The 19,904-nt window shown below is 64.5% G+C and carries 17 protein-coding genes and 1 pseudogene; 3 read left to right on the forward strand and 15 right to left on the reverse strand.

Going from position 1 to position 19,904, the window contains the following annotated elements; all coding sequences use genetic code 11:
• Positions 1–88: 88 nt before the first annotated feature.
• Positions 89–994 carry an NAD(P)-dependent oxidoreductase gene (locus A5625_RS13175; protein WP_066994068.1) on the forward strand — a complete coding sequence of 302 codons (906 nt, stop codon included), beginning with the start codon at positions 89–91 and terminating at the stop codon, positions 992–994.
• Positions 995–1,107: 113 nt separating this feature from the next.
• On the opposite strand, the gene A5625_RS13180 is transcribed toward A5625_RS13175, so the two are convergent.
• The 15 genes and pseudogenes from A5625_RS13180 to A5625_RS13260 all read right to left on the reverse strand — a co-directional run bounded on the left by A5625_RS13180 (position 1,108) and on the right by A5625_RS13260 (position 15,438).
• On the reverse strand, positions 1,108–2,025 hold the full coding sequence (locus A5625_RS13180; protein ID WP_066994071.1) for an LLM class F420-dependent oxidoreductase: 918 nt from the start codon (positions 2,023–2,025) through the stop codon (positions 1,108–1,110).
• Between the two features lie 66 nt (positions 2,026–2,091).
• Complete coding sequence (locus A5625_RS13185; RefSeq protein WP_066994122.1) at positions 2,092–2,472, reverse strand: nuclear transport factor 2 family protein; 381 nt, start codon at positions 2,470–2,472, stop codon at positions 2,092–2,094.
• Between the two features lie 174 nt (positions 2,473–2,646).
• Positions 2,647–3,675: a methyltransferase gene (locus tag A5625_RS13190; protein WP_066994074.1), complete on the reverse strand. Its 1,029-nt coding sequence runs from the start codon at positions 3,673–3,675 to the stop codon at positions 2,647–2,649.
• Entirely contained in the window at positions 3,672–4,031 is a 360-nt protein-coding gene (locus A5625_RS29605) for a hypothetical protein (protein WP_066994076.1), read from the reverse strand. Before A5625_RS29605 ends, A5625_RS13190 begins: the two co-directional genes overlap by 4 nt.
• Positions 4,032–4,204: 173 nt before the next feature.
• A pseudogene (locus tag A5625_RS13200) lies at positions 4,205–5,050 on the reverse strand (LLM class F420-dependent oxidoreductase).
• A gap of 217 nt (positions 5,051–5,267) precedes the next feature.
• A complete protein-coding gene (locus A5625_RS13205; RefSeq protein WP_066994079.1) occupies positions 5,268–5,933 on the reverse strand; it encodes a nitroreductase family protein in 666 nt (221 codons plus the stop codon).
• The gene (locus A5625_RS13210) at positions 5,930–6,319 is read right to left on the reverse strand and encodes a Rid family hydrolase (RefSeq protein WP_066994082.1); all 390 of its coding nucleotides are present in this window, start codon (positions 6,317–6,319) and stop codon (positions 5,930–5,932) included. Before A5625_RS13210 ends, A5625_RS13205 begins: the two co-directional genes overlap by 4 nt.
• A 32-nt stretch (positions 6,320–6,351) precedes the next feature.
• Positions 6,352–7,290, reverse strand: coding sequence for an NADP-dependent oxidoreductase (locus A5625_RS13215; protein ID WP_232003649.1), 939 nt, complete (start codon positions 7,288–7,290; stop codon positions 6,352–6,354).
• A gap of 78 nt (positions 7,291–7,368) precedes the next feature.
• Positions 7,369–8,847, reverse strand: a complete 1,479-nt coding sequence (locus A5625_RS13220; protein ID WP_066994088.1) for an NAD(P)/FAD-dependent oxidoreductase — start codon at positions 8,845–8,847, stop codon at positions 7,369–7,371.
• The gene (locus tag A5625_RS13225; RefSeq protein WP_066994126.1) at positions 8,837–9,343 is read right to left on the reverse strand and encodes a hypothetical protein; all 507 of its coding nucleotides are present in this window, start codon (positions 9,341–9,343) and stop codon (positions 8,837–8,839) included. The genes A5625_RS13220 and A5625_RS13225 overlap by 11 nt, the downstream gene beginning before the upstream one ends.
• A gap of 80 nt (positions 9,344–9,423) precedes the next feature.
• Complete coding sequence (locus tag A5625_RS13230) at positions 9,424–9,858, reverse strand: cupin domain-containing protein (protein WP_066994091.1); 435 nt, start codon at positions 9,856–9,858, stop codon at positions 9,424–9,426.
• A 67-nt stretch (positions 9,859–9,925) separates the two neighbouring features.
• On the reverse strand, positions 9,926–10,846 hold the full coding sequence (locus A5625_RS13235) for an NADP-dependent oxidoreductase (protein WP_066994094.1): 921 nt from the start codon (positions 10,844–10,846) through the stop codon (positions 9,926–9,928).
• A gap of 363 nt (positions 10,847–11,209) precedes the next feature.
• Entirely contained in the window at positions 11,210–12,439 is a 1,230-nt protein-coding gene (locus A5625_RS13245; protein WP_066994100.1) for a PPE family protein, read from the reverse strand.
• Between the two features lie 406 nt (positions 12,440–12,845).
• The gene (locus A5625_RS13255; protein WP_232003648.1) at positions 12,846–13,247 is read right to left on the reverse strand and encodes a phosphoenolpyruvate carboxylase; all 402 of its coding nucleotides are present in this window, start codon (positions 13,245–13,247) and stop codon (positions 12,846–12,848) included.
• A gap of 412 nt (positions 13,248–13,659) precedes the next feature.
• A complete protein-coding gene (locus A5625_RS13260; RefSeq protein WP_066994108.1) occupies positions 13,660–15,438 on the reverse strand; it encodes a sigma-54-dependent Fis family transcriptional regulator in 1,779 nt (592 codons plus the stop codon).
• Between the two features lie 578 nt (positions 15,439–16,016).
• Between A5625_RS13260 and A5625_RS13265 the strand changes: the two genes are divergently transcribed.
• Together A5625_RS13265 and A5625_RS13270 are read left to right on the forward strand one after the other, a co-directional pair.
• Positions 16,017–18,812, forward strand: coding sequence for an AAA family ATPase (locus tag A5625_RS13265; protein ID WP_066994111.1), 2,796 nt, complete (start codon positions 16,017–16,019; stop codon positions 18,810–18,812).
• 75 nt (positions 18,813–18,887) lie between these two features.
• Positions 18,888–19,904 (forward strand): AAA family ATPase (locus A5625_RS13270; RefSeq protein WP_197516086.1); only part of this gene is annotated, 1,017 nt, incomplete at its 3' end.

A 19,904-nucleotide genomic window follows, 5' to 3' on the forward strand; every position in this document is an offset into this window, starting at 1 on the left:
CATTGGTTGCTTGCCGGTTGGGAAACAACACGATTCCGGCAGGCATAGTGCCTCGAACTTCCCTTCGGACCACGGCATAGTGGAAGCCATGGACATCGGATTCATCGGCCTGGGGAACATGGGTCGTGGCATGGCCGCCAACCTCGTCAATGCGGGTCACTCCGTCACCGTCTACAACCGCAGCGCCGCCAAGGCCGCCCCGCTGGTCCAGCAGGGCGCAACGCTGGCGCGCACCGTCGCCGAAGCGTGCGTCGGTGACGTGGTGATGACCATGCTCGGCGACGACCGTGCCGTCGAAGAAGTCGTGTTCGGAGAGCGAGGCGTCCTTGCGTCGTTAGCGCCAGGAGCCACGCACGTGTCGTCGAGCACCATCAGCATCGAATTGTCGAAACGCCTGACGGACGCGCACAGCGCGGCCGGACAGCATTACGTTGCTGCTCCGGTGTTTCTCGGGCCCGACGCCGCAGCGGCTGCAAAGCTTTTCGTGATCGTGGCGGGCGCGCCGCAGGTGCTCGAAGCGCTGGCTCCGCTTTTCGAGACGATCGGGCAGGCGACGTTCGTGGTGTCCGAGGAGCAACAAGTGGCCAACTTGGTGAAGCTCACGGGTAACTTCCTCGCCGCGTCGGTCATCCAGTCGCTCGGCGAGGCCATCGCGCTGATCCGCAAGGCCGGCATGGATCCACTGCGGTACGTCGACATTCTCACGTCCACCTTGTTCGGCGGACCGGCTTACCAGACCTACGGCGGCATGATCGCTCGCAAGGAATTCGAGCCAGCGGGGTTCGCTGCGGCGTTGGGACTCAAGGACATTCGGCTCGCGCTGGCCGCCGCCGACGAGTTGGCAGTTCCGTTGCCGGTCGTCAGCCTGCTGCACGACCGTTATCTCGCGCTCGTGGCCAACGGCGGCGGGCAGCTGGACTGGTCGGCGATCGCCGCACTCGCCGAAAGCGACGCCGGTGCAGGCTGGGGGCTGCCATCAAGCCACCCCGCGTAATCCGTCGGCCCAGACCTGGCCGGGAATCCAGCCGTCACTGAGCAGAACAACGAACCGTCGCCACTGCGATGCTCACTTTCTGGGATTCGGCTGCGACTCGCCGGACCGGTCGGTCAGATCGAGGCAGCGACAGCCCACAGTTCCTCGGCCACAGCGGTTTCTGCCCAGGCCAGTGCGGTCAGCACCACATCGGTCGCACCGGCATCCAGATAGCCCTGAAGCTGACGCCTGACCGATTCCGCTGAACCCACCGCGGCAAGGTCTGCCGGGCCGGCGACACCCTCGCGCGAAATCACCTTCTGATACGACGGAATGGCCGCGTAGAAGCTCAACTGCTCGGCCGCGAAATTCTTTGCCGCATCAACATCGTCGGATACGAGTGCCGGCACCTGCGCGATAATCTTGGGTCTCGGCCGTCCAGCGTTGCCGGCCGACTTCGCGATGGCCGGTTCGATGAACTCTTCGATCGTCTTCGGACCGGCGAGATACGGCAGGGTGCCGTCGGCCAGCTCGCCGGTGACCTGCAATGCCTTTGGGCCCATCGCGGCCACGTACACCGGGACCGGCGTGCCCCCGGCAACCCGCACCGGCCATCCGGGCTGCGCGCTGATCTCGTTGCCGCTGAAGTCGACTGCTCCGGTATCGAAGATGGACCGCAGCACCGTCAACTGCTCGTGAAGGCGCGTGATTGTGTTGGGCCACGTCATTCCGAACGCCTGCCGCTCCGGCTCGTGCGAGCCCAATCCGAGACCGAGACAGAAGTTGCCGTGCGACGCGGCCTGCGCAGTCTGCGCCAACGACGCGACGATCAGCGGGTGACGCGGGTTGATCGGCACCACCGACGTGCCGACGCCGAGACCCGGTACGGCCGCGCCCACCAAAGCCGCGAGAGTGATCGCGTCGTAATCGAATTGCTGGCCCAGCCAGACCTGGCGGACGCCGAGGTCGTACGCACGGCTGGCCTGGGCCACCACGTCGTCGACGACGTTGACTGCTTGCGGGTTGGGAAACAACACGATTCCAGTCGGCATGACGACCTATCCCGATCTACTCGGCATGATCGGAAGCCCACGGGCTAGGAGATGCGGGTGCGCGCCTCAAGCTCCCGGAGCGATCGCACAGGCTGCCACACACACCCAGGTGCCCCCACGCTTCTGATACGTGTCCGTGTACAGAGCTTCTTGGTTCGCACCATCGGCGAGCATGGTGTATGTGGCGCGGGCGTGAATCAAGGCGACGTCACTGAGGATGCGGATGTTGACGTCGTGCACAGCGAGATCCTTGAAGGGACGCGGCTTAGCGATGTACTCGAGGAACTCTTCACGGTTCCGAGTGACGCCCGGAGTCTGCACGATGAAGTCTTGGGCGAGGAACTCGCTGAAGCGCTTGACATCGTTGAATTGGTCGGAGTGGACGTAGTCCTTGTTGAGCTGCTCGAGGATCGCCAGGTCTTCGGTGGACTGCTTGGTGTCGCTCATCTTCTCCTCTAAATGCATTTCGCGGTGCCTTCCTGGTTCTGCTGACCGACAATCTCACCCGGATCTCGTCGTACCGAGACTGCAGCCAGGCGGGACGAATTGTCATCACCCCAACCACGTATTCACCCGGGTGAGTAATGCGCCGCCGTGCGGCGCGCGGGACAGATGCGGCGTTCAGATCCCGACGGTTTCTATGACTGCGAACTGCCCGGCCTGGCCGACGGTCGTGCGACGAAGTCCGGTGGAGGCGAAGAGCGCGTCGAACTCGGCGATGTCGCGTTCTTTGCCGCCAGTCACGACCAGCATGTTCATGTCCATCATCGTCGGCAGTCCAGGAGCTCCGAATTCTCCGACCAGATAGTCGATAACGACGAGGCGCCCACCCTCCTGCATAGCAGCACGACAGTTTCTCAAGATCCGTGTACAGCTCTCGTCGTCCCAGTCGTGCAGGATGTATTTGAGCACGTACAGATCTGAGGGCGGTACCGACTCGAAGAAGTCGCCGCCCACCGCGGTGAGGCGTTCTTGCAGACCGTCTTTGCGAGCCGCCGCCGCGGCGTCGGGCACAATGTGCGGCAGATCGAAGACTGCACCGCGCAGCTCGGGGTTGGCCCGCATCATCGCCCGAAGAACCTCGCCGTTTGCTCCCCCAACGTCGAGTGCGTAGTTGACGCCTCGGGTATCGACCACCTTCGCGATCTCGATCGCCGCAGCTGCACTGAGGTTCGACATGGCTTCGGTGAAAAGACTCGCCTCGTCGGGATGAGCTGCTAAGTAGTCGAAGATCGTGCCGCGTGTGCCGTGTGCGGCCTCAATCTGCCTGGCGCCGCTGCGAACAGCATCCGGGAAGCGTCCCCAGGTCAACCAATGACCAGGTGCGGCTTGCACAAGGGCCATGCCGCGCAACGAGTTCGGGTCGTCTTTGAGCAGCGTGCTGAGCAGGGACGTCCCGCTGAACTGGACGCCATCGGTCGACGTCACAAGACCCAGCGAGGCGCAGGCACGGATCAGCCTCCGGGTGGCGTCCGGATCGGTGGATTCCTCCGCGGCGATCGCTTCAGCCGTGTCGGTACCTGCCGCAAGATGATCCGCCAAATTGAAAGTCGCCGCTGCACAGACGATCTGGGTGACCCAGAAACCAGTCAGCATGGTCATCATGCGCTCGTAGTCGTGGGCTTCGGATGGTACGGGTAGTGCTGTCATCTTTCCTCCAACTTGTTGTGCCCTCGTATTCGAATTGCGCCGGACTTCTCGTGCCGCCGCGTGGTCCAACTGTTAGCCGTCAACGCAAAGCGAGGTTCGGCGAACAGCACATCGATGGTGCCGGCGCAAGCATGGTCATAAGGTGTTGTTTTCAACAAATGAACGATTACCGCGGAGGCGTGGTTCGGTCGCGGCCGAGGGGCTGCTGGCCAGCGCGGGTTGCACACCGGGCCGGTCGCGGCACAAGCCGCGATGTCGGGGCACAGGTCGGCGCCCGGCGGCGGATTGGTCATCAACGGTGCGGCGTGGAATCCATTGGCTTTCGGGCGGTTCAGCAGCAGCCCGATCGCCGCCAAAGCGGGCCGGCGATCAGGAACACGCGTGGTCCCACGCGCCGATCCACACGGCGCCGTAGCCGAGTGCTTCGATCTTGGCGGCGAGGCCGGTGCGATGGTGCGCAAGCAGCCATACACGAACCGAATCGGCCGAGGGCGTTTCAACGACACGTCCTCGTTCATCTGCGTCGCCCTTACCGCTGAGTCAATGCCAGTGGCCCCGCCAATTCGGCCAGTGCCGAGACCAAGTTTTCATCCTCCGTCAGAACCTCCACGGCCACGTGGTCGGCGCCGGCGTCGAGGTGCTCCTTCAACCGCGCCGCGATTTGGTCGACGGTGCCATAAGCAACCAAAGCGTCAACCAGGCGGTCACTCCCCGGGCGGACGACTTCCTCCTCGGAAAAGCCCTGCCGCTTCCAGCTGTTGCGAAAGTTGACCAGATTGAAGTACATGTCGAGCCCCTTACCGCCCACCGCACGCGCCTCGTCGGCGTCGGTGGTCAACACCACCTTGAGCTCGGCCGCCAGGAACGCCGACGGACCCAACAATTCCCGCGCGTGGGCGGTGTGCTCCGGTGTGGTCTGGTATGGGAATGCGCCCCCGCTGCGCTCAGCCGAAAGCTTCAGCACGCGGGGGCCCTGTGCGCCCAGTACCCGCCGGTTGGCCGGTACTCCGTACTCGTCGAGCTTGTCCAGGTATTCGACCAGTGCCTCATACGGTTTGCGGTAATCATTGATTATCTCGCGATGGCCGACGCCGATACCCAACAGGAACCGGCCGGGGTAATCCTTTCGATGCGGTGGAACGACACGGCCACCGGTTTGGCGGGCGCCGTCCAGATGTTGGCGATTCCGGTGGCCGCCTGCAGCGTCGTCGTGGCTTCCAGAATAGGCTCCACCCAGGACAATTCGGCCGGCGGCGAATTGCCTACCCAGATTGCCCCGTAACCCAGGGCCTCTTTCTTTGGCCTGCTGGGGCGTGACGCCGATCCCGAACGATCCGAACCGGCCGAGGTTAGGCTTGCTAGCAGAAACGGTCATAGCTTTGCTCATAAACTCAAGCCTAATCGGATCGGCATCGGCAACGCCATGTGAGAAGACACCTATTTGCACTGCAGCGCAATATTTTTGGGGTGCGAGGCGTCCCCCCTCAGGGCGATATTGCGTACCAATGGGCGCGTAGTTCTTCGCGACATGTGTTGGTACTCATCGTTGGTCGGGTTGATCGACGGGGCTGAGGCGCCAAACTTGCTGCGGCTCACCACCGGTCGAAATGCAACACGTCGTCGAGCGGAATCCGTTTGGCACGGTGGAAGGTCGTGCCGGTGTAGTAGGCGGTGGGGATGGTCGTGGCGTGATAGACGTTGTCGGGCAGCCCGAGGATGGCCCGCATCTCGTCGTCGGCCATTATGGTCACCCCGGTCCACGTGGTTCCCAAGCCCCGAGAACGCGCGGCGAGCATGTAGCTCCAGGTGGCGGGCATGATCGAACTCCAATACTTGTTGGCGTTTTCGCTCGTCAGCGTGCCGTCCCCGTCGATGAGCTCAACGCACGGGATCATCAAGACGGGGACCTCGCCAATGTGTTCGGCGAGATACGCCGCACTGTCGGAGACTTTGCGTTGCTCGAGATTGCGCGCGGGCTCGTCCTTGAAGCGATCGGCGACCGCGAAAGGGGACGCGACGATCGAGTCCCAGGTGCGCCGGTACACATCGGCAATCGCGTGACGCTGTTCGACATCGGTGACGACAATGAAGCTCCAGTTCTGCACATTGGACGACGTCGGTGCCTGCACCGCGATCTCCAGGCATTCCCGGATCAGGCCGATAGGAACCGGTTTGGTCAAATCGAGACGTTTGCGCACCGAACGGGTCGTGGTCAGCAGGGCGTCGGTGGACAAGTCGACGATCGGGTAGTCGCTCATGCCGGCAGGAAGGCGGTGGCTTCGACTTCCACCCGGATGTTGGGCCACACCAGCCCGTCGATGATGGTGAACATGGCGGCGGGTTGGTGCTGGATGATTTCTTTGCTCACCGCCAGGTAGGCGGACGCATTGTCACGGTTGGTGATCCATTGGCGCATGTAGACAATGTCGGTGAGCTTGGCGCCGGCCTTGCCGAGCGCGGCTTCGACATTGGCCCAGCACTGCCGTGCTTCGTCGGTGAAGTCCTCAGGCACGGTGCCGTCTTCGCGCACCCCGGGTGTGCCGGAGACGAAAATGTGTGTGCCGCTTCCGGATACGGCGACGGCATCGGCGTAGTGTCCGATGTGAGCGGCCACTCCGGTGAGGATCGGGGTAATGCTGGTCATCTCAAGGCTCCTTGGTCGTGTGGGGTTGTCGGCTAACTTCGTGACGTGTCTTTCGTGATGACCACTCCATTGGCCTCATGGCCTGCGACAACGTGCGCGAGAGCGGCGGCGGCTTCATCCAGGCCGCACGAACGCGGGGTCGGCATACTCAACCGGCGCGAGGCGAGAAGCGCGGTGAGGCGCTCGAGTTGAGCGCCGTCGGAACGGACGTATACCGCGGTCACGCTGATCCGGTCGGTGGATGCGGGTGCGTCGGGGGTGATGGTGGCCAGCCGGCCGCCGTCGGCAAGCGCGGTCATTGCCGCAGCAGCACCCCCGGGGGCCGCGTTGGCGACAGCGTCGATGGAGTCCTTCGCCAACGCTCTCGCGTGCTGCGGCCACAGCGGATCGCTGTAGTCGATCACTTCGCGGGCGCCCTGCCCGCGGACTCGGTCGGCGCTGCGCGGGCTGGCGGTGGCGAGCACGTCGACCCCGCGCAGGGCGGCGAGTTGGACAATGAGCCCGCCGGTGATTCCGCCCGCGCCGTGAACGAGCAACGTTTCTCCACCGTGCAGCGCCAACGCCTCGCCGACCACCTGCTCCGCGGTCAACGCCGGTACCGGGAATATCGCCGCTGTCGCCCACGCGATCTCGGGCGGTTTGCGGGCGAGCGATCCGACGGGTGCGATCAGAAGCGGCGCCCAGGTGCCTTGTTCGCGCAGCGGCACCGGGTGGCACAGCACCTCACCGCCCACACTGAATCCGCCCGGGCGATCACCAACGGCCTTGATGACTCCAGCGGCCTCGACGCCAAGTGCCAGCGGCGGCCTCATACCAACGTCCCAACCGCCGTAACGAATAATGTTGTCCCAGTTGCCAACTCCGGCGGAACACATCTCGATCAGCACCTCGTCGGCCGCCAACGGTCGCGGGTCATACACTTCGAACGTCTCCACTTTGCCGCCCAGCGTGCGGACCCCCGCTACAAGCATGGTCACAGGGAGACGACCGGCCAATCGTAGGTCATCGTGGTTCCTCTCAAAGATCGACGTCTAACAGGATTGATTCGCTTAAGCACTCTTCTGTGCGTGCAGCGCCTCATTTTTCAGTATCGAGGCAAGTTCGGATTCCTGGGCGAGTAGCGGATCCCAAACCTGATTGACCGTCGGATGTGGCGCGACAGCATGGCGCAGCAGACTGACTGGGACCTTCGCGAGAATAGCAAGGGTGGCTGCTTGAACCAGTTCGGAGAACTGCGGACCGACAAACGTCGCGCCGAGCAGTGTGTTGGTCTCGTCGTTGATGACCAGTTTCGCCCATCCGTGGAAACCATCCCGGTAGAGGGCGAGGAATGATACCGCACCGGGGTATTGGGCGGTTCGGGTCCGCACCGCGAATCCTTCTGCTTGGGCCTGGCTTTCGGTGCGCCCCGCCCAGGCCACTTGAGGGTCAGTGTGGATAACCTGCGCAACATTGCCGGCATCACGGGCAACCAACTCGTTCTCGGACAGTTCTCGCCCCGCGGCCACGGCAACGATGATGTCGGCCACGACACGGCCGTGGTAGGTGGAGATATGAGACAACCGAGCACGCCCGGTGGTATCTCCCAGCGCGTAGAGCCAACCGCCTGTGACGCCGACCGCCTGTAGATGATCGTTCACAGAAACGATCCCGCCGTCCTGCAGGCCAACGGTTTCCAGCCCGAGGTCGTCGGTATTGGTGCGCCGTCCGGCGGCCAGGACGACCTCGTCCACCTCGATGGCCTGGCCCTGGAAGCGAGCGGTGACGGGCCCTCCCGCCACGGGGCGGACTACCGCCGACAACTCTGTCTCAAAGTGAATTGTGACGCCTTTGCTTCGCAGTGACTGCGCGACCAGCTCGCGCGCTTCTGGTTCGCAGCTGCGAAGCAGGGTGTTCTCCCGCACCAGAAGTGTCACCGCGGAGCCCAAACCGGTTAGGATGCTTGCGAACTCGACACCGACGGGGCCGCCACCCACCACCAGCGCACGAGGCGGCACCTGCGTCATGGTGGTTAACTCCCGATTGGTCCACGGACGCGCCTCCGCCAGCCCAGGTATCTCCGGCGCGTTAGGACGAGTACCGGTGGCCAACACGACTGCATGGCGTGCGGTCAAGACGGCTTTGGTGGTATCTCCCTGGGCGTGGGCCACCCGAACCGTTCGTTCGCCGCTCAACCGGCCGAACCCGTGAAATACTGCTACACCGGCTTGCCGCAGTGACGCTGTGCGGTCTTGGTCCGAGAGGTGCTCGATGATCGCATCGCGTTTCGCGAAAACGGCCGCAACGTCGAGACCCTCGTCCGAAATAGCCTCTCGCACACCTGGAACCGCCTTCGCGAGATTGAACACCTCGATTGGGCGAAGCAGTGTTTTACTCGGGTTGCAACCCCAGTAATGACACTCTCCACCGACCAGACGGTTCTCAACGAGTGCGACCGCAAGGCCCGCAGACGCAAGCTTGCGCACGGCGGCCACACCGCCCACCCCGCCGCCTATGACGACCACATCGAAGTTTTCACTACCCTTCATCTATCCTCACTTCGGATGATCGGTACGTCCAGCCGTGCTCGGGACTGGACAAGGCGTTCGGGCTGTTTGGGTTGATGGTGCGTGGCGGCGACGTTGTGCCGAGTACCGCGTAGGCGGCGGCCGCGCTCGCCGCGGAGAAGACGCTGTAGCTCAGCGGTGATTCCACACCGAGGGACACAGCCATCGCGGTTCCAAATACTATGAGCACCAGGCAAGTCGCCGCGCCGACGAGTCTCGGCCACCAGCCGGCCAGGAGCAAGACTCCCAGGGTCGCCTCGGTTGCGGTGGCGCCCCACACAATGACGGTCAACAACCATCCAGAGGCAAACGGAACTAGCTGGTGGGTGTAGTCGGCGAAAGCAGTCATACTCCCCCAACTACCCTGCCCAAGCGGCTTCCACCAACCGAATCGGTCGGCGACAGCGGAAAGAAAGGCGGCCGCGAGCGACAACCGCAACGCTATCCGGACAACCCAAACCGGATCAGGCGTGCGCATGGACTCCTCCCGAACATAGATCATGTCGCGAAATCGCGGAGATCAAACGGTGCCAACACTTTTCATCGTTGCCATGCGGCTCATTTTTTCGCGTTGTCGTCTATGGTAAGCGGCCCGTCTCCGGTATCGAGCAGGAAGACCGCGAGCAATTCGGCAGATTCGGTGGCGCTGGCATTTTCACTGGTCGAGTGGTGCGCACCGGGGGCTTCGCTCCACGTCTCGCCGGCATGATAGACGCGTTCAGGCTCACCTTCGACTTGGCTCCGGATCGCTCCGGAGATCACGTACGCCATGATGAACGCCGACTTCGCGTGGTGGTGAGCTTCGCTCTTAGCTCCGGGTGGATAGCTCACGGAAACTGCCTCAAGTGATTTGCCCGGAACATTAGTAGGTTGATTGAACACTGGGCGCACCACCGGCTTTTGATCCGAGTTCTTCGGCGCCGGCTCGGCGCACGCCGCAAGCGCAAGTACCACAACAGCGATCAGTGCGGTGGATAGTACTTTTGAGGCCATCTTTGGCGCCGCCTTCCCTTGGACAAGCTTCACAATCACTGGAGGTTCCTTCCCAGTCTCCTGCTTTTCAGTCTTCGACGACCCGCAGGATCGTCTTGCCTGGGATGCGCTTGCCGGGAGCGAACGCGGCGGCCGCTTCGGCGAGCGGCAGCACGGCGCCGACCACCGGCTTAAGGCGTCCATCCCGTACTCGCGCGGCGAGCCCGGCGAGCTGGGCGCGATCGGCTTCGACAAGGAAGAAAACTGCCCGTCCGTCTTGCGGCTGGGTCTTGGGCGGCTCGGCGATGGTGACCAGCGTTCCGCCAGCCCGCACCAGAGCGGCGGATCGAGCCAGGATCTCGCCACCGATCACGTCGAACACCACGTCCACTTCTCCTGCGGCTTCCAGCTTTTCGGTCTCCAGGTCCAGGAAGGTGTGGACGCCGAGCTCCCCCGCCCGGTCTCGGTCTGCGGTCCGGCCGGTACCGATGACGCGCGCACCGACCTCGCGGGCGAGCTGCACCGCGATCGAACCAACCCCGCCCGCGGCACCGTGGATCAGCACCGTTTGTCCGGCGGCAAGACGACCGTGATCGAACAGGCCCTGCCAGGCGGCCAATCCAGAGATGGGCAGCGCCGCGGCCACAGTATGGTCGATGTCCATCGGCAGCGGTGCGAGGTTACGGGCTTCGATAGCGACGTACTCCGCCAGCGAGCCGTCGCGGGCCCAGTCGGCGAGCCCGAACACCCGCTGTCCGACAGTCAAAAGGGTGGTGCCGTAGCCCAACTCAACCACGACGCCCGACAGCTCGTGGCCGGGCACGCTCGGTGTCCGGTCGTGGCCCGCGCGGTCGATCCACGTGTGCGGCCAGTCAAGCTCCCCGGGTGTGAAACCGGCGGCGTGCACCCGCACGACGACATCGTTGTCGGCCGCCTGGGGGTAGGGCAGGTCCGTCAGAGACAGGCCGGCGACGCCGGCGTCACGATCAGAAACAGTGATGGCTCGCATTAAAGGTCCTTCCCGCTGTGGGCTGTTGTGGTCGGGTCAGGCGCGGACTGCGGTTGTACGCTGACGAGTTCTAGGCCTAGATCACGGACCCGGTCGAGGAGCCCGTAAAGCTGTGATTGGTCGCGGATTTCACCGGTGAACACGGTTTCGGTCGTACCGGCCTCGAGGCGCATCCCTTCCAATGCGGACCCGAGCCGCTCGGTCACGCGGCCTCGAATGCAGATCCGGTACGTCGTCGACTGCACTTGCCCTCCGCTCGCCGGCTGTTGCGCAAGCATTCATCGACGCGGGGTGAGTCGTCATCACCCGGCAAGCTAAATCACCCGGGTGACCCGATGGAAAGCAGTGTTGCGCCGCACGGTGTCAGAACCCGTTGTCGTTATACGGCCGGCGCGGCGTCACCGTTATGGTGATCGTTGACCGGCCCTGAGCGGGAGCACCGCGGATGCCGCGTACTGCCATACTCGCCAAAAGCATTTCGTTGAGCATGTTGTCCGGGCTCGTTGACAGGATAGTCGGGACGGCGCCGGGGAGGGCGTTCGGCCATGCCGCGGCGACACTTCTGATCGTGGGAGCGGCCGCGGACCAGCTGGGCGGGACCGACAGCGAGCCGATTGAGGAGGCCCGGCCTAAACCCACCGACATTACAGGTGCCACGCCGCCGCCTGCCGTCGCTTCTATCGGACCCAATGAGGCTGCGGCGCCCGATGCTGAGCCTGCGGGAGCGGACCCCAATCGTTCCAATATGGCATCCAATTTGCTGGCACCGTCTGGGTCATAGTGGGCCGCATATCCCAGGCCCGCATACGATCCCGCCATGCCCGTCGACGTGATGGCCGTTGACGCCGACGCAACGGTCAGGTTGACCGGACTCAGTAAGCCCAGCAACTGCGAGAATGATGGCAGTGATGCCGCAGCGGCCGGTAACGGGAGTGCAAGACCCTGAAGTGCATTGGGTACTGCGGAGAGCAGCTGCGAGCCCGTCGACATGATGGTCTGGGTGGCCGTGCCGGCTGACGTGGCGCTGGCGTGGGCGACTGCAGCAACCTGGCCCGCGGCCCCGGCGGCATTTGTGGTGGACGGCGGCGAGGTGAACGGCGGTAACGCCGAAGCGGCAGCGGAAGCGCCGGCATACTCGTACATTGCCCCGGCGTCTTGGGCCCACAGTTCGCCGTACTCGGCTTCGGTGGCCGCGATGGCCGGGGTGTTTTGGCCAAGGATGTTGGTCGCGATCAGCATCATCAGTTGTGCGCGGTTGGCCGCGACTACCGGTGGAGGCACCGTCATGGCGAATGCGGCCTCGTAGGCGGCTGCGGCGTCCCTGGCCTCGGTGGCCGCCTGCTCGCATAGCGCTGCGGTCGTCGTCAGCCACGAGACGTAGGGCGCGATGGCGGCCGCCATCGCTATCGACGCGGGACCCAGCCATGCTGCACTGGTCAGGTCCAAGATCACCGACTGATACGCCCCCGCTGTGGAATACAGATCGGCGGCCAGCCCGTCCCATGCTGCCGAAGCGGCCAGCATCGAGCCGCAGCCGGGCCCGCAATACATGCGGCCGGAGTTGATTTCTGGTGGCAAGGCCCCGAAATCCATCTTTGAAAACCTCAGGGTGCCTTGGTCATCCCGGCGACGCCGGCGTCAAGACCGGCGCGGGACTCATCATGTCGAGTCTGGGTTGAAATCCGACAAGCATGTCGCGCATAAGGGCGCGAGCGGTCGGTCAACGAATCCGTCTGAATCTCTAGGCTTTTGGGGCAGGCCTCCGCATAACGGGCACTGTCGGTCACGGCGGCGCCAGACAGCAGCGCGTCCTCGCGCCATCGCTTGGCGGCGCCGGTGGTCGACATAGGCGATCAGCCGCGCTGCGACCAACGAGCCCGCACAAATGGCGGCGGAGACACCCAAATCGGTGAGCTGACCATAGAACAACTCCAGCGCCGCGTACGCTCCGGCTACGACAGCCATGAACAGAAAGGCAATCCGTAGTCGGGTCATGACGTCAGCCTTTCGGCCGGATCTTGCGCACAGAGAAGACACTGCGCAGGTACCCGGTGGGACGACCACAAGTGATGCACAGCGGGTGGGTGCCGCATCGAGACGCCATCTTGCGTTTGTCGCCCACGTAGGTCTGCATCGCCCATCGCACAGTGGCCAAGCACTCGTGACAGAGCGTCTCGACGAGGTCGCCGTCTGGGGTCAGCCCCATCTGGTCGCATCCGTCGATGGCGTGTATCTCGGCGACCGCCACCGCGGGCGCGCCGCAGGTAATGCCGCTCGACACCTGTTGGGCACTGCAAATGGGCCGCAGCGCGCGAAGTTGGTCCTCGATCGCCTGGACGGTGTCCATCGCGGCATCTCCGTTGCGGTACGCCCAGCGCCGGACAAAGGCAGCGTCCCGCATGCGATGCAACAGCCGTGGTGTTCGCGCGGCGTCGGAACCGTCTTCAGCAGGCGACTGTCGAAATTGGCGAGGCTTCATCTGGTTTTCTCCAATTTGTGGCGATGGCGATCCGCGGTGATCAACGCAGCAGGTCGTCCACCGTCATCGCGAGGCATTGCTCGCTTATGCGGCCCCGAACGCAGATCCGAAAAGCTTGGTTGGCTCCACGTACCGTCCGCTCGCCGGTTGTTAAGCCAGCATTAACCGATGTGGGATGAGCGGTCATCGCCCGGGGAACTGATTCACCCGGGTGATTTGCTGATCGTCGGGCATCACACGTTGCCCGACAAGCCCCTACCAGAGGTGGAATAGCGGCGCGGCTTCACAATAATGATTGTGGCCCAATACTTTTGGGCCGACACGCGTAGGGGTGCTACGCGATACCGTAGTCGTTGATCTTGCGGTAAATGGTCGCCCGCGACATTCCCAGGGCACGAGCCGCCTCTTGTTTGTTCCCGCCGTGGTCTTGAAGGCTACGGACGATCGCGTCGCGCTCCAGGGCTTCCAGTTGGGTCAGCTTGCGCCGCGTGACCGAGCGGCACTCCGGTGGCAACTTGTCGGCTCCGATAACGCCCGATCGCTGGCTGGCAACGGTTTCGGTCAGAACCCGCCGCAGCTGCGAGACGTTGCCCGGCCACGGCAGCCTACTGAGTTGGCGCATAGCATCGGGCGCCAATTCCACCTCAGCGCCCCGGGTGATCTCGCGCAGCAGCAGCGGCACCAGTTCCTCGAGGTCGTCAATCCTGTGTCGCAGCGCCGGCACGGTCACGGTATGCGTAAACAGCGGCAGCAGCTGCTTGATCGGCGCGGACGGAGGCGCGGGACTCTTCGTCACCGCGATCCATCCCGAGCCCGCGCGCGCGGCCAGCATCGAAGTGATCGATTCGAGTGTGTCCTTGTCGATTTCGTCTACATCGGCGATCACCACCGCGAAGTCCTCATCGCTAGACTCAGCCGCCAGCTCGGCGACGAAACGCGCTGCGCTGGAAAACGTCTCGGCGCGCATCACCCGAACGGTTCGGCCTGGTTTCACATCCTGCCCCACCGCCTGGGCCAGCCGGGCCCGGCCAGATCCGTTCTCTCCCTCGAGCATTACCCACTCTCGGTCGCGGCAGCACTGCCGCACCTGCTGGCAGCAGCGCAGCCAGGCGCTGTTCCGACCTGCCAGTCCAGGGATTCTGCGCAACGACCGGCCTGCTTGAGCCGCGTGCAAGCCTGTCTGGACGGAAAGATCAACGCGGAAAACGACATTCGCGCGGCCGCCGGGCATCGTTGAGCGGTCGGCGGCAGTGATCTTGGCGATGTGCCCGCTTGGCAGAACAGCCAGCGTCGTGCCCGACAGCGTGGAGGTGCACAGATCCGAGGCGTGTTCGAGCAGCGCGTTCTGCTCGTTGCCGTCGAGTGTCCGGCGCAGATAGGGGTTCATCAACACCACATCGCCGCCAATCGCGAGCACACCACTCGTCGATCGCCGCGCCTGCTGCAGATACGCCTCCAATAGCGCGGTCTCACCCTCATGCGCCACCGCCCGCAGGCGGTCCTCGATCTGACGACTGGCGCTGGTAGCCAGCGCGAGCAACAGTGGATCGGATTCGTCGGCAAGACAACTCAGATTGACGGCGCCGACGAGCCTGCGCGTTATCGGATCTCGGATCGGCGCACCCGCGCACGCGAACCGGGTGAACACAGCCACGTAGTGCTCACCGCCACGAATGAACGCCGGCTGCCCGGTTTCCAGCGCCGTGCCAATCCCGTTGGTGCCCGCCACCTCTTCAGCCAAGCTGTAGCCGGGTATGAGGCTCACCGTGTCCAAGGCACTGAGGATGGACACTTCGGCGGCCGTTCGTTCAACCACCACCCCGTCGGTTGACGTCAAGATAGCGCTGACAGCGTGCGCAGCCAGGTCATCGCTGATGCGCTGCAGCACCGGCGCGGCCGCACGCGCCAACGGCGAACCCATATTGGGTTCACGCACAAATGGGAGCTCGACCCGGTCGGGATCTAGGCGCAAGGCGTGCGACCGACGCCAGGAGTCCAGGACGGTGGGCGGCAGAGTGTCCTCATCGAGCGACCGCACCGCGTCGAGCGACTCGACGGACAGGAACTTTTCCCTGGCCCGCTCAAATTCGGTCGCGGAGCCACCATGCGCCATCTTCGAACTACCTCGACTCTGGCTCGCCGCCAAACGGCGGCCTGTCACCCCACTTCCGCTTCGGAAGATTGGGCGTCCCTTCGCTGTAAACCTTAAACGATTACTTTACGGGCCGCGCCGCCGTTGCTCAGACGAACCGGCGGGCGCCATGGCGCCTATCGCAGAAGACGATGACGGCCGGTTTAGCGCGCCCACCGGCGTCTCACTTTGAGACGCTCACTCACCTCATGTTGAGACCCTCACCATCCGTGCGCAGCGGTGTCATGAGTCGCAGAAACCCATACATCAACTCCACAACGAGGAGAAATCCGGTGAGCGGACACAGCGTGAGCGCGGCTGGCGAGAACATCCTCATGCCGTTGGCGGGACGCCGACCCGCCATCCCAAACGGGTACCGCCAGCGTGCGCCGGAGGTAATTGCGGAGTACACATCTAGTTCAATCGAGTGCGATGAACACCAGGTGGGGCGGACGAACACGCCTACACTAGCGGCCAGCGCTAGTGATAGCGAGAACTGTGGACGACACAACGGCGGGGCCTTCCGCCCGCCCGCTCGGGGCCGGTGGGCGGTGGTTGGTGTGAGCACCGCGAGGGCGACGGGAAAGGTTGGCATACCGCCGATCCGCGGGCGGGCCGACGAGCTGAAGGTGATCGCCGCGCTTATCGCATCACTCGCTCAGGGACGCGGGGGCGTACTGGTCATCGAGGGGCCGCCGGGCATCGGCAAGAGCCGGTTGTTGACCGAGGTCTTAACGCTCGCCGGCAAGGCCGGTATTCGGCCGCTATTCGGCGAGGCCTTCGAGTATCAGCAGACGGTGCCGTTTTTCTCGCTGTTCATGGCGACCCTGCGCGCGGATCCCCCTGTCGGTGATGCGGAAGCTATGCGCCGCTTGGGCACCACCGCCGATCTCAGCTACTGGGTGGTGCGCGAGCTACAGGCCGCCATACATGCGGCCGCGTCCCAGACACCCTTGGCGATCGTCCTTGAGGACATCCACTGGGCCGATAACGCCACCCTGCTGGCGCTGCGGTCGCTGGCCGCAACGCGGCCCGACGCCCCGGTTTTGTGGGTGCTTACCGCGCGAACCGGCGCCGGCGGACCGGCTGTTCGCGAGACGCTGACCGCGCTGGAACGCGAGAATGCCGCATTTCTGCGGTTGACGGCCATGACACAGGGCGCGGTCGCCGACATTGTGCAAGACGCTGTGCGAGCCAACGCGGACCCGGCGCTTCTGAGTCTGGCCGACAAGGCACACGGCAACCCGTTCCTGCTGACAGAACTGCTGCGCGGACTCGACGAGGAGGGCCGGCTGGGTGTCAGCGGCGGGCGGGCGGTAGCCACCGGAGACACGCTGCCGCGACGACTCAGCGACACCATGCAGCAACGACTCGACCAGCTCTCCCATACCGCGAGCCAAGTCGTGCAGGTAGCCGCAGTGCTACCTGACCGCTTCTCGGCCCGCCTGCTCGCCGCGATGCTGGAACGCCGACCCACTGCCCTGGTATCGGCGGTAGATGAGGCGGTCCGCGCCGACTTACTCATCGAAGACGGCGACCAGATGAGGTTCCGCCACGACTTGCTGCGCGAAGCGACCCGGCAGTCCTTGCCCCAGTCGCTAGGCCGAGCCATGGAGCGCCAGTCGGCGACCGTCATGATGGACATGGGGGCGGCGCCCGAGGAGGTCGCAACCCAGCTCGCCCGCAGCGCTGAGGTGGGCGATCAAGCCGCGATCGCCGCACTCCGCGAAGCCGCACAGTCTCTGGCCTATAGCGATCCGAGCGCCGCGTCGGATTTGAGCAAGCGCGCGTTGGAGCTTCACCCCGCCCAAGATCCAGGACGCGCCCCACTCGTCGCAGAAACGATCGTGCTGCTCAATCGGGCCACCCGCTACGAGGAGGCGGAAAGCTTGGCCAGCACCACGTTGTCTGACGCTCTGGCGCCGGAAGAAGAAGCCAAGATTCTTCTCCGGCTCCGGACCCCAATCACCGATACGACAACGCGACACATCGAAGACAACCGACGTGCACTTCAGTTGCCCGACATCAGCGAGGTCACCCAGGCACGACATCGGGCGTGGCTGGCCTACAACCTGGCGATGTACGGCCAGCACGGACAGGACACCGCGGCAGCCGACGAGGCGGCCGCCGCCGCCACATCCACCGGCGATCTCGAGTCGAGCATCCTGTCCGGAGTAGTACTTGCCTGCCTCGACTGCGCGGACGGGTACGCGGGCCGCGCTCTGCACCGCGTTGAGGAACTGCAAGTCCTGAGCCCCGCGGGCGATATGACCGCTCATAACCTCGCCGCGTGCCACCTGGCAAACCTGCTCGCCGTGGTCGGACGGTTGGACGATGCGGCCACGCTGGTCGCGAGCTGCACAGAGAAATCCGAGCAGGAACGCGACGGCATGGCGCTTCACATCTGGGCCCTGACGGCGGGGGTGGTGCAGGTGGCTGCGGGCCGATTGTCGGCTGCCCGCGCCGCCATCGAGTGGCTGCCGACGCCCGAGCGGACAGGTTCGACATTTGTAACCGCGATGCGCATGTTCACCCTGGCGGAGGTGGCGGCGCGCACCGACGACCGAACCTTGTTGGCAGACACAATGAGTGAGGCACGCGATGCCTACTCCAACGGTTCACCTTCCGTACGTCGCGGGGCGGCGGCCGCGCTGGGGCTGGCCGCGTGGCAGCGCGACGATGTTCATGAAGCGTTGCGCTGGCTCGGCGGCGAAATCTCGCTACTCATGACGCCGGTCTTGCCTACGGTTTTGGATCAGCTGACCCTGACCGCGCGGGTGGCCTCGGCCGCCGGTGATGCCGGCCTGCGAGCGCGTCTGCTAGACGCCGTTGACGTGCTCGAACGCGAACGGCCCGCCGTTCCGCTGTTCACCACAGTCGCCCAGCACACCCGCGGGATCCTCGAGCGCGACACCCAAGCATTGGTGGCTGCCGCGGAGTTGCTTCATTCGTCGTCGCGGCCGCTTCTCTACGCGAGCGCTGCCGAGGACGCCGGCGCCGAGCTGAGTCGCGCACAGCGCAACGCTGAGGCGCTCGACCAGCTGAACGCGGCGTTCGACACCTACATCGAGTGTGAAGCGATTGCCGATGCCCGCCGGGTCGGCCGCGCACTGCGCCGATTAGGCGTAGAACGGCGCATCGTCACCCAATCGCGGGCAAAAACGGGCTGGGACAGCCTCACCGACTCCGAACACAAGGTCATCAACCTCATCGCACAGGGCGCGACTAACCGCGACGTCGCCACGCAGCTGCACCTCTCCCCCCACACGGTGAAGACCCACGTCCACAATGCTTTCGCCAAGCTGGGCATCACCTCCCGCACCCAGTTGACGCAGCTCACACGCGGCGCTGATTGATCGACAGCAAATCATGTCGATGACTAGAATTGCGCCACTGCAAGCGCAGTCCAGTAACTCGTGGACAGGAAACCGGTGCGGCCTTCAACCGGCCTTTTTGATGTCGGCGGTCAGCGGCTGGTCACTCCGCCGATTCGGGGGCGGGCAGCCGAGCTCAAGGTAATCGGCGAGCGGATCGCGGCACTCGCCCAAGGGCGTGGAGGTGTGCTGGTCATCGAGGGACCGCCGGGCATCGGCAAAAGCCGGTTGTTGACCGAGGTCTTGGCGCTCGCCGAGAAGGCCGGTGTTCGGCCGTTGTTCGGCGAGGCGTTCGAGTATCAGCGGACGGTGCCGTTCTTCTCGCTGTTCATGGCGACCCTGCGCGCGGATCCCCCGGTCGGTGATGCGGAAGCGTTGCGCCGCTTGGGCACGACCGCCGATCTCAGCTATTGGGTGGTGCGTGATCTGCAGGCCGCCATATATGCCGCGGCGTCCCAAACACCCTTGGCGATCGTCCTCGAGGACATCCACTGGGCCGATAACGCCACCCTGCTGGCGTTGCGGTCGCTGGCCGCAACGCGGCCGGACGTACCTGTGTTGTGGGTCTTGACCGCCCGCACCGGAGCCGGCGGACCGGCGGTAAAGGAAACCTTGTCGGTGCTGCAGCGCGCGAACGCCACATTCGTGCGATTGGCGGCCATCACGCCGGACGCCGTCACCGACATGGTCAGCGACGCGGTGCGAGCGAAAGCCGATGTGTCGCTGCTGAATTTGGCCTCCAAGGCGCACGGCAATCCGTTTCTGGTCAGCGAGCTGGTCCGCGGGCTGGGCGAGGAGGACCGACTGAACCTTAGCGGGGGGCGGGCGGTGGCCACCGGACACGGGCTGCCGCGGCGTCTGGGCGCCGGTATGCAGCAGCGGCTGGACCTGCTTTCCGATAGTGCTTCGGAGGTGGTGCGGGTGGCGGCGGTGCTGCCGGATCGGTTTTCGGCGGAGCTATTGGCTGCGATGCTGGAACGGTCGCCGGCGTCGTTGCTGTCGGCGCTCGAGGAAGCGGTGCGCGCGGATCTGCTCGTCGAAGACGGTGACCGGCTGAGGTTTCGGCATGACTTG

The sequence above is a fragment of the Mycobacterium sp. 1465703.0 genome (genome assembly GCF_001672975.1).
Taxonomy (GTDB): domain Bacteria; phylum Actinomycetota; class Actinomycetes; order Mycobacteriales; family Mycobacteriaceae; genus Mycobacterium.

Excerpts from the sequence above, each read along its gene's own strand:
- A5625_RS13175 (WP_066994068.1), top strand. The coding sequence starts at position 89 with ATGGACATCGGATTCATCGGCCTGGGGAACATGGGTCGTGGCATGGCC.
- A5625_RS13180 (WP_066994071.1), bottom strand. The coding sequence starts at position 2,025 with ATGCCGACTGGAATCGTGTTGTTTCCCAACCCGCAAGCAGTCAACGTC.
- A5625_RS13185 (WP_066994122.1), bottom strand. The coding sequence starts at position 2,472 with ATGAGCGACACCAAGCAGTCCACCGAAGACCTGGCGATCCTCGAGCAG.
- A5625_RS13190 (WP_066994074.1), bottom strand. The coding sequence starts at position 3,675 with ATGACAGCACTACCCGTACCATCCGAAGCCCACGACTACGAGCGCATG.
- A5625_RS13205 (WP_066994079.1), bottom strand. The coding sequence starts at position 5,933 with ATGAGCGACTACCCGATCGTCGACTTGTCCACCGACGCCCTGCTGACC.
- A5625_RS13210 (WP_066994082.1), bottom strand. The coding sequence starts at position 6,319 with ATGACCAGCATTACCCCGATCCTCACCGGAGTGGCCGCTCACATCGGA.
- A5625_RS13215 (WP_232003649.1), bottom strand. The coding sequence starts at position 7,290 with ATGCTTGTAGCGGGGGTCCGCACGCTGGGCGGCAAAGTGGAGACGTTC.
- A5625_RS13220 (WP_066994088.1), bottom strand. The coding sequence starts at position 8,847 with ATGAAGGGTAGTGAAAACTTCGATGTGGTCGTCATAGGCGGCGGGGTG.
- A5625_RS13225 (WP_066994126.1), bottom strand. The coding sequence starts at position 9,343 with ATGCGCACGCCTGATCCGGTTTGGGTTGTCCGGATAGCGTTGCGGTTG.
- A5625_RS13230 (WP_066994091.1), bottom strand. The coding sequence starts at position 9,858 with ATGGCCTCAAAAGTACTATCCACCGCACTGATCGCTGTTGTGGTACTT.
- A5625_RS13235 (WP_066994094.1), bottom strand. The coding sequence starts at position 10,846 with ATGCGAGCCATCACTGTTTCTGATCGTGACGCCGGCGTCGCCGGCCTG.
- A5625_RS13245 (WP_066994100.1), bottom strand. The coding sequence starts at position 12,439 with ATGGATTTCGGGGCCTTGCCACCAGAAATCAACTCCGGCCGCATGTAT.
- A5625_RS13255 (WP_232003648.1), bottom strand. The coding sequence starts at position 13,247 with ATGCGGGACGCTGCCTTTGTCCGGCGCTGGGCGTACCGCAACGGAGAT.
- A5625_RS13260 (WP_066994108.1), bottom strand. The coding sequence starts at position 15,438 with ATGGCGCATGGTGGCTCCGCGACCGAATTTGAGCGGGCCAGGGAAAAG.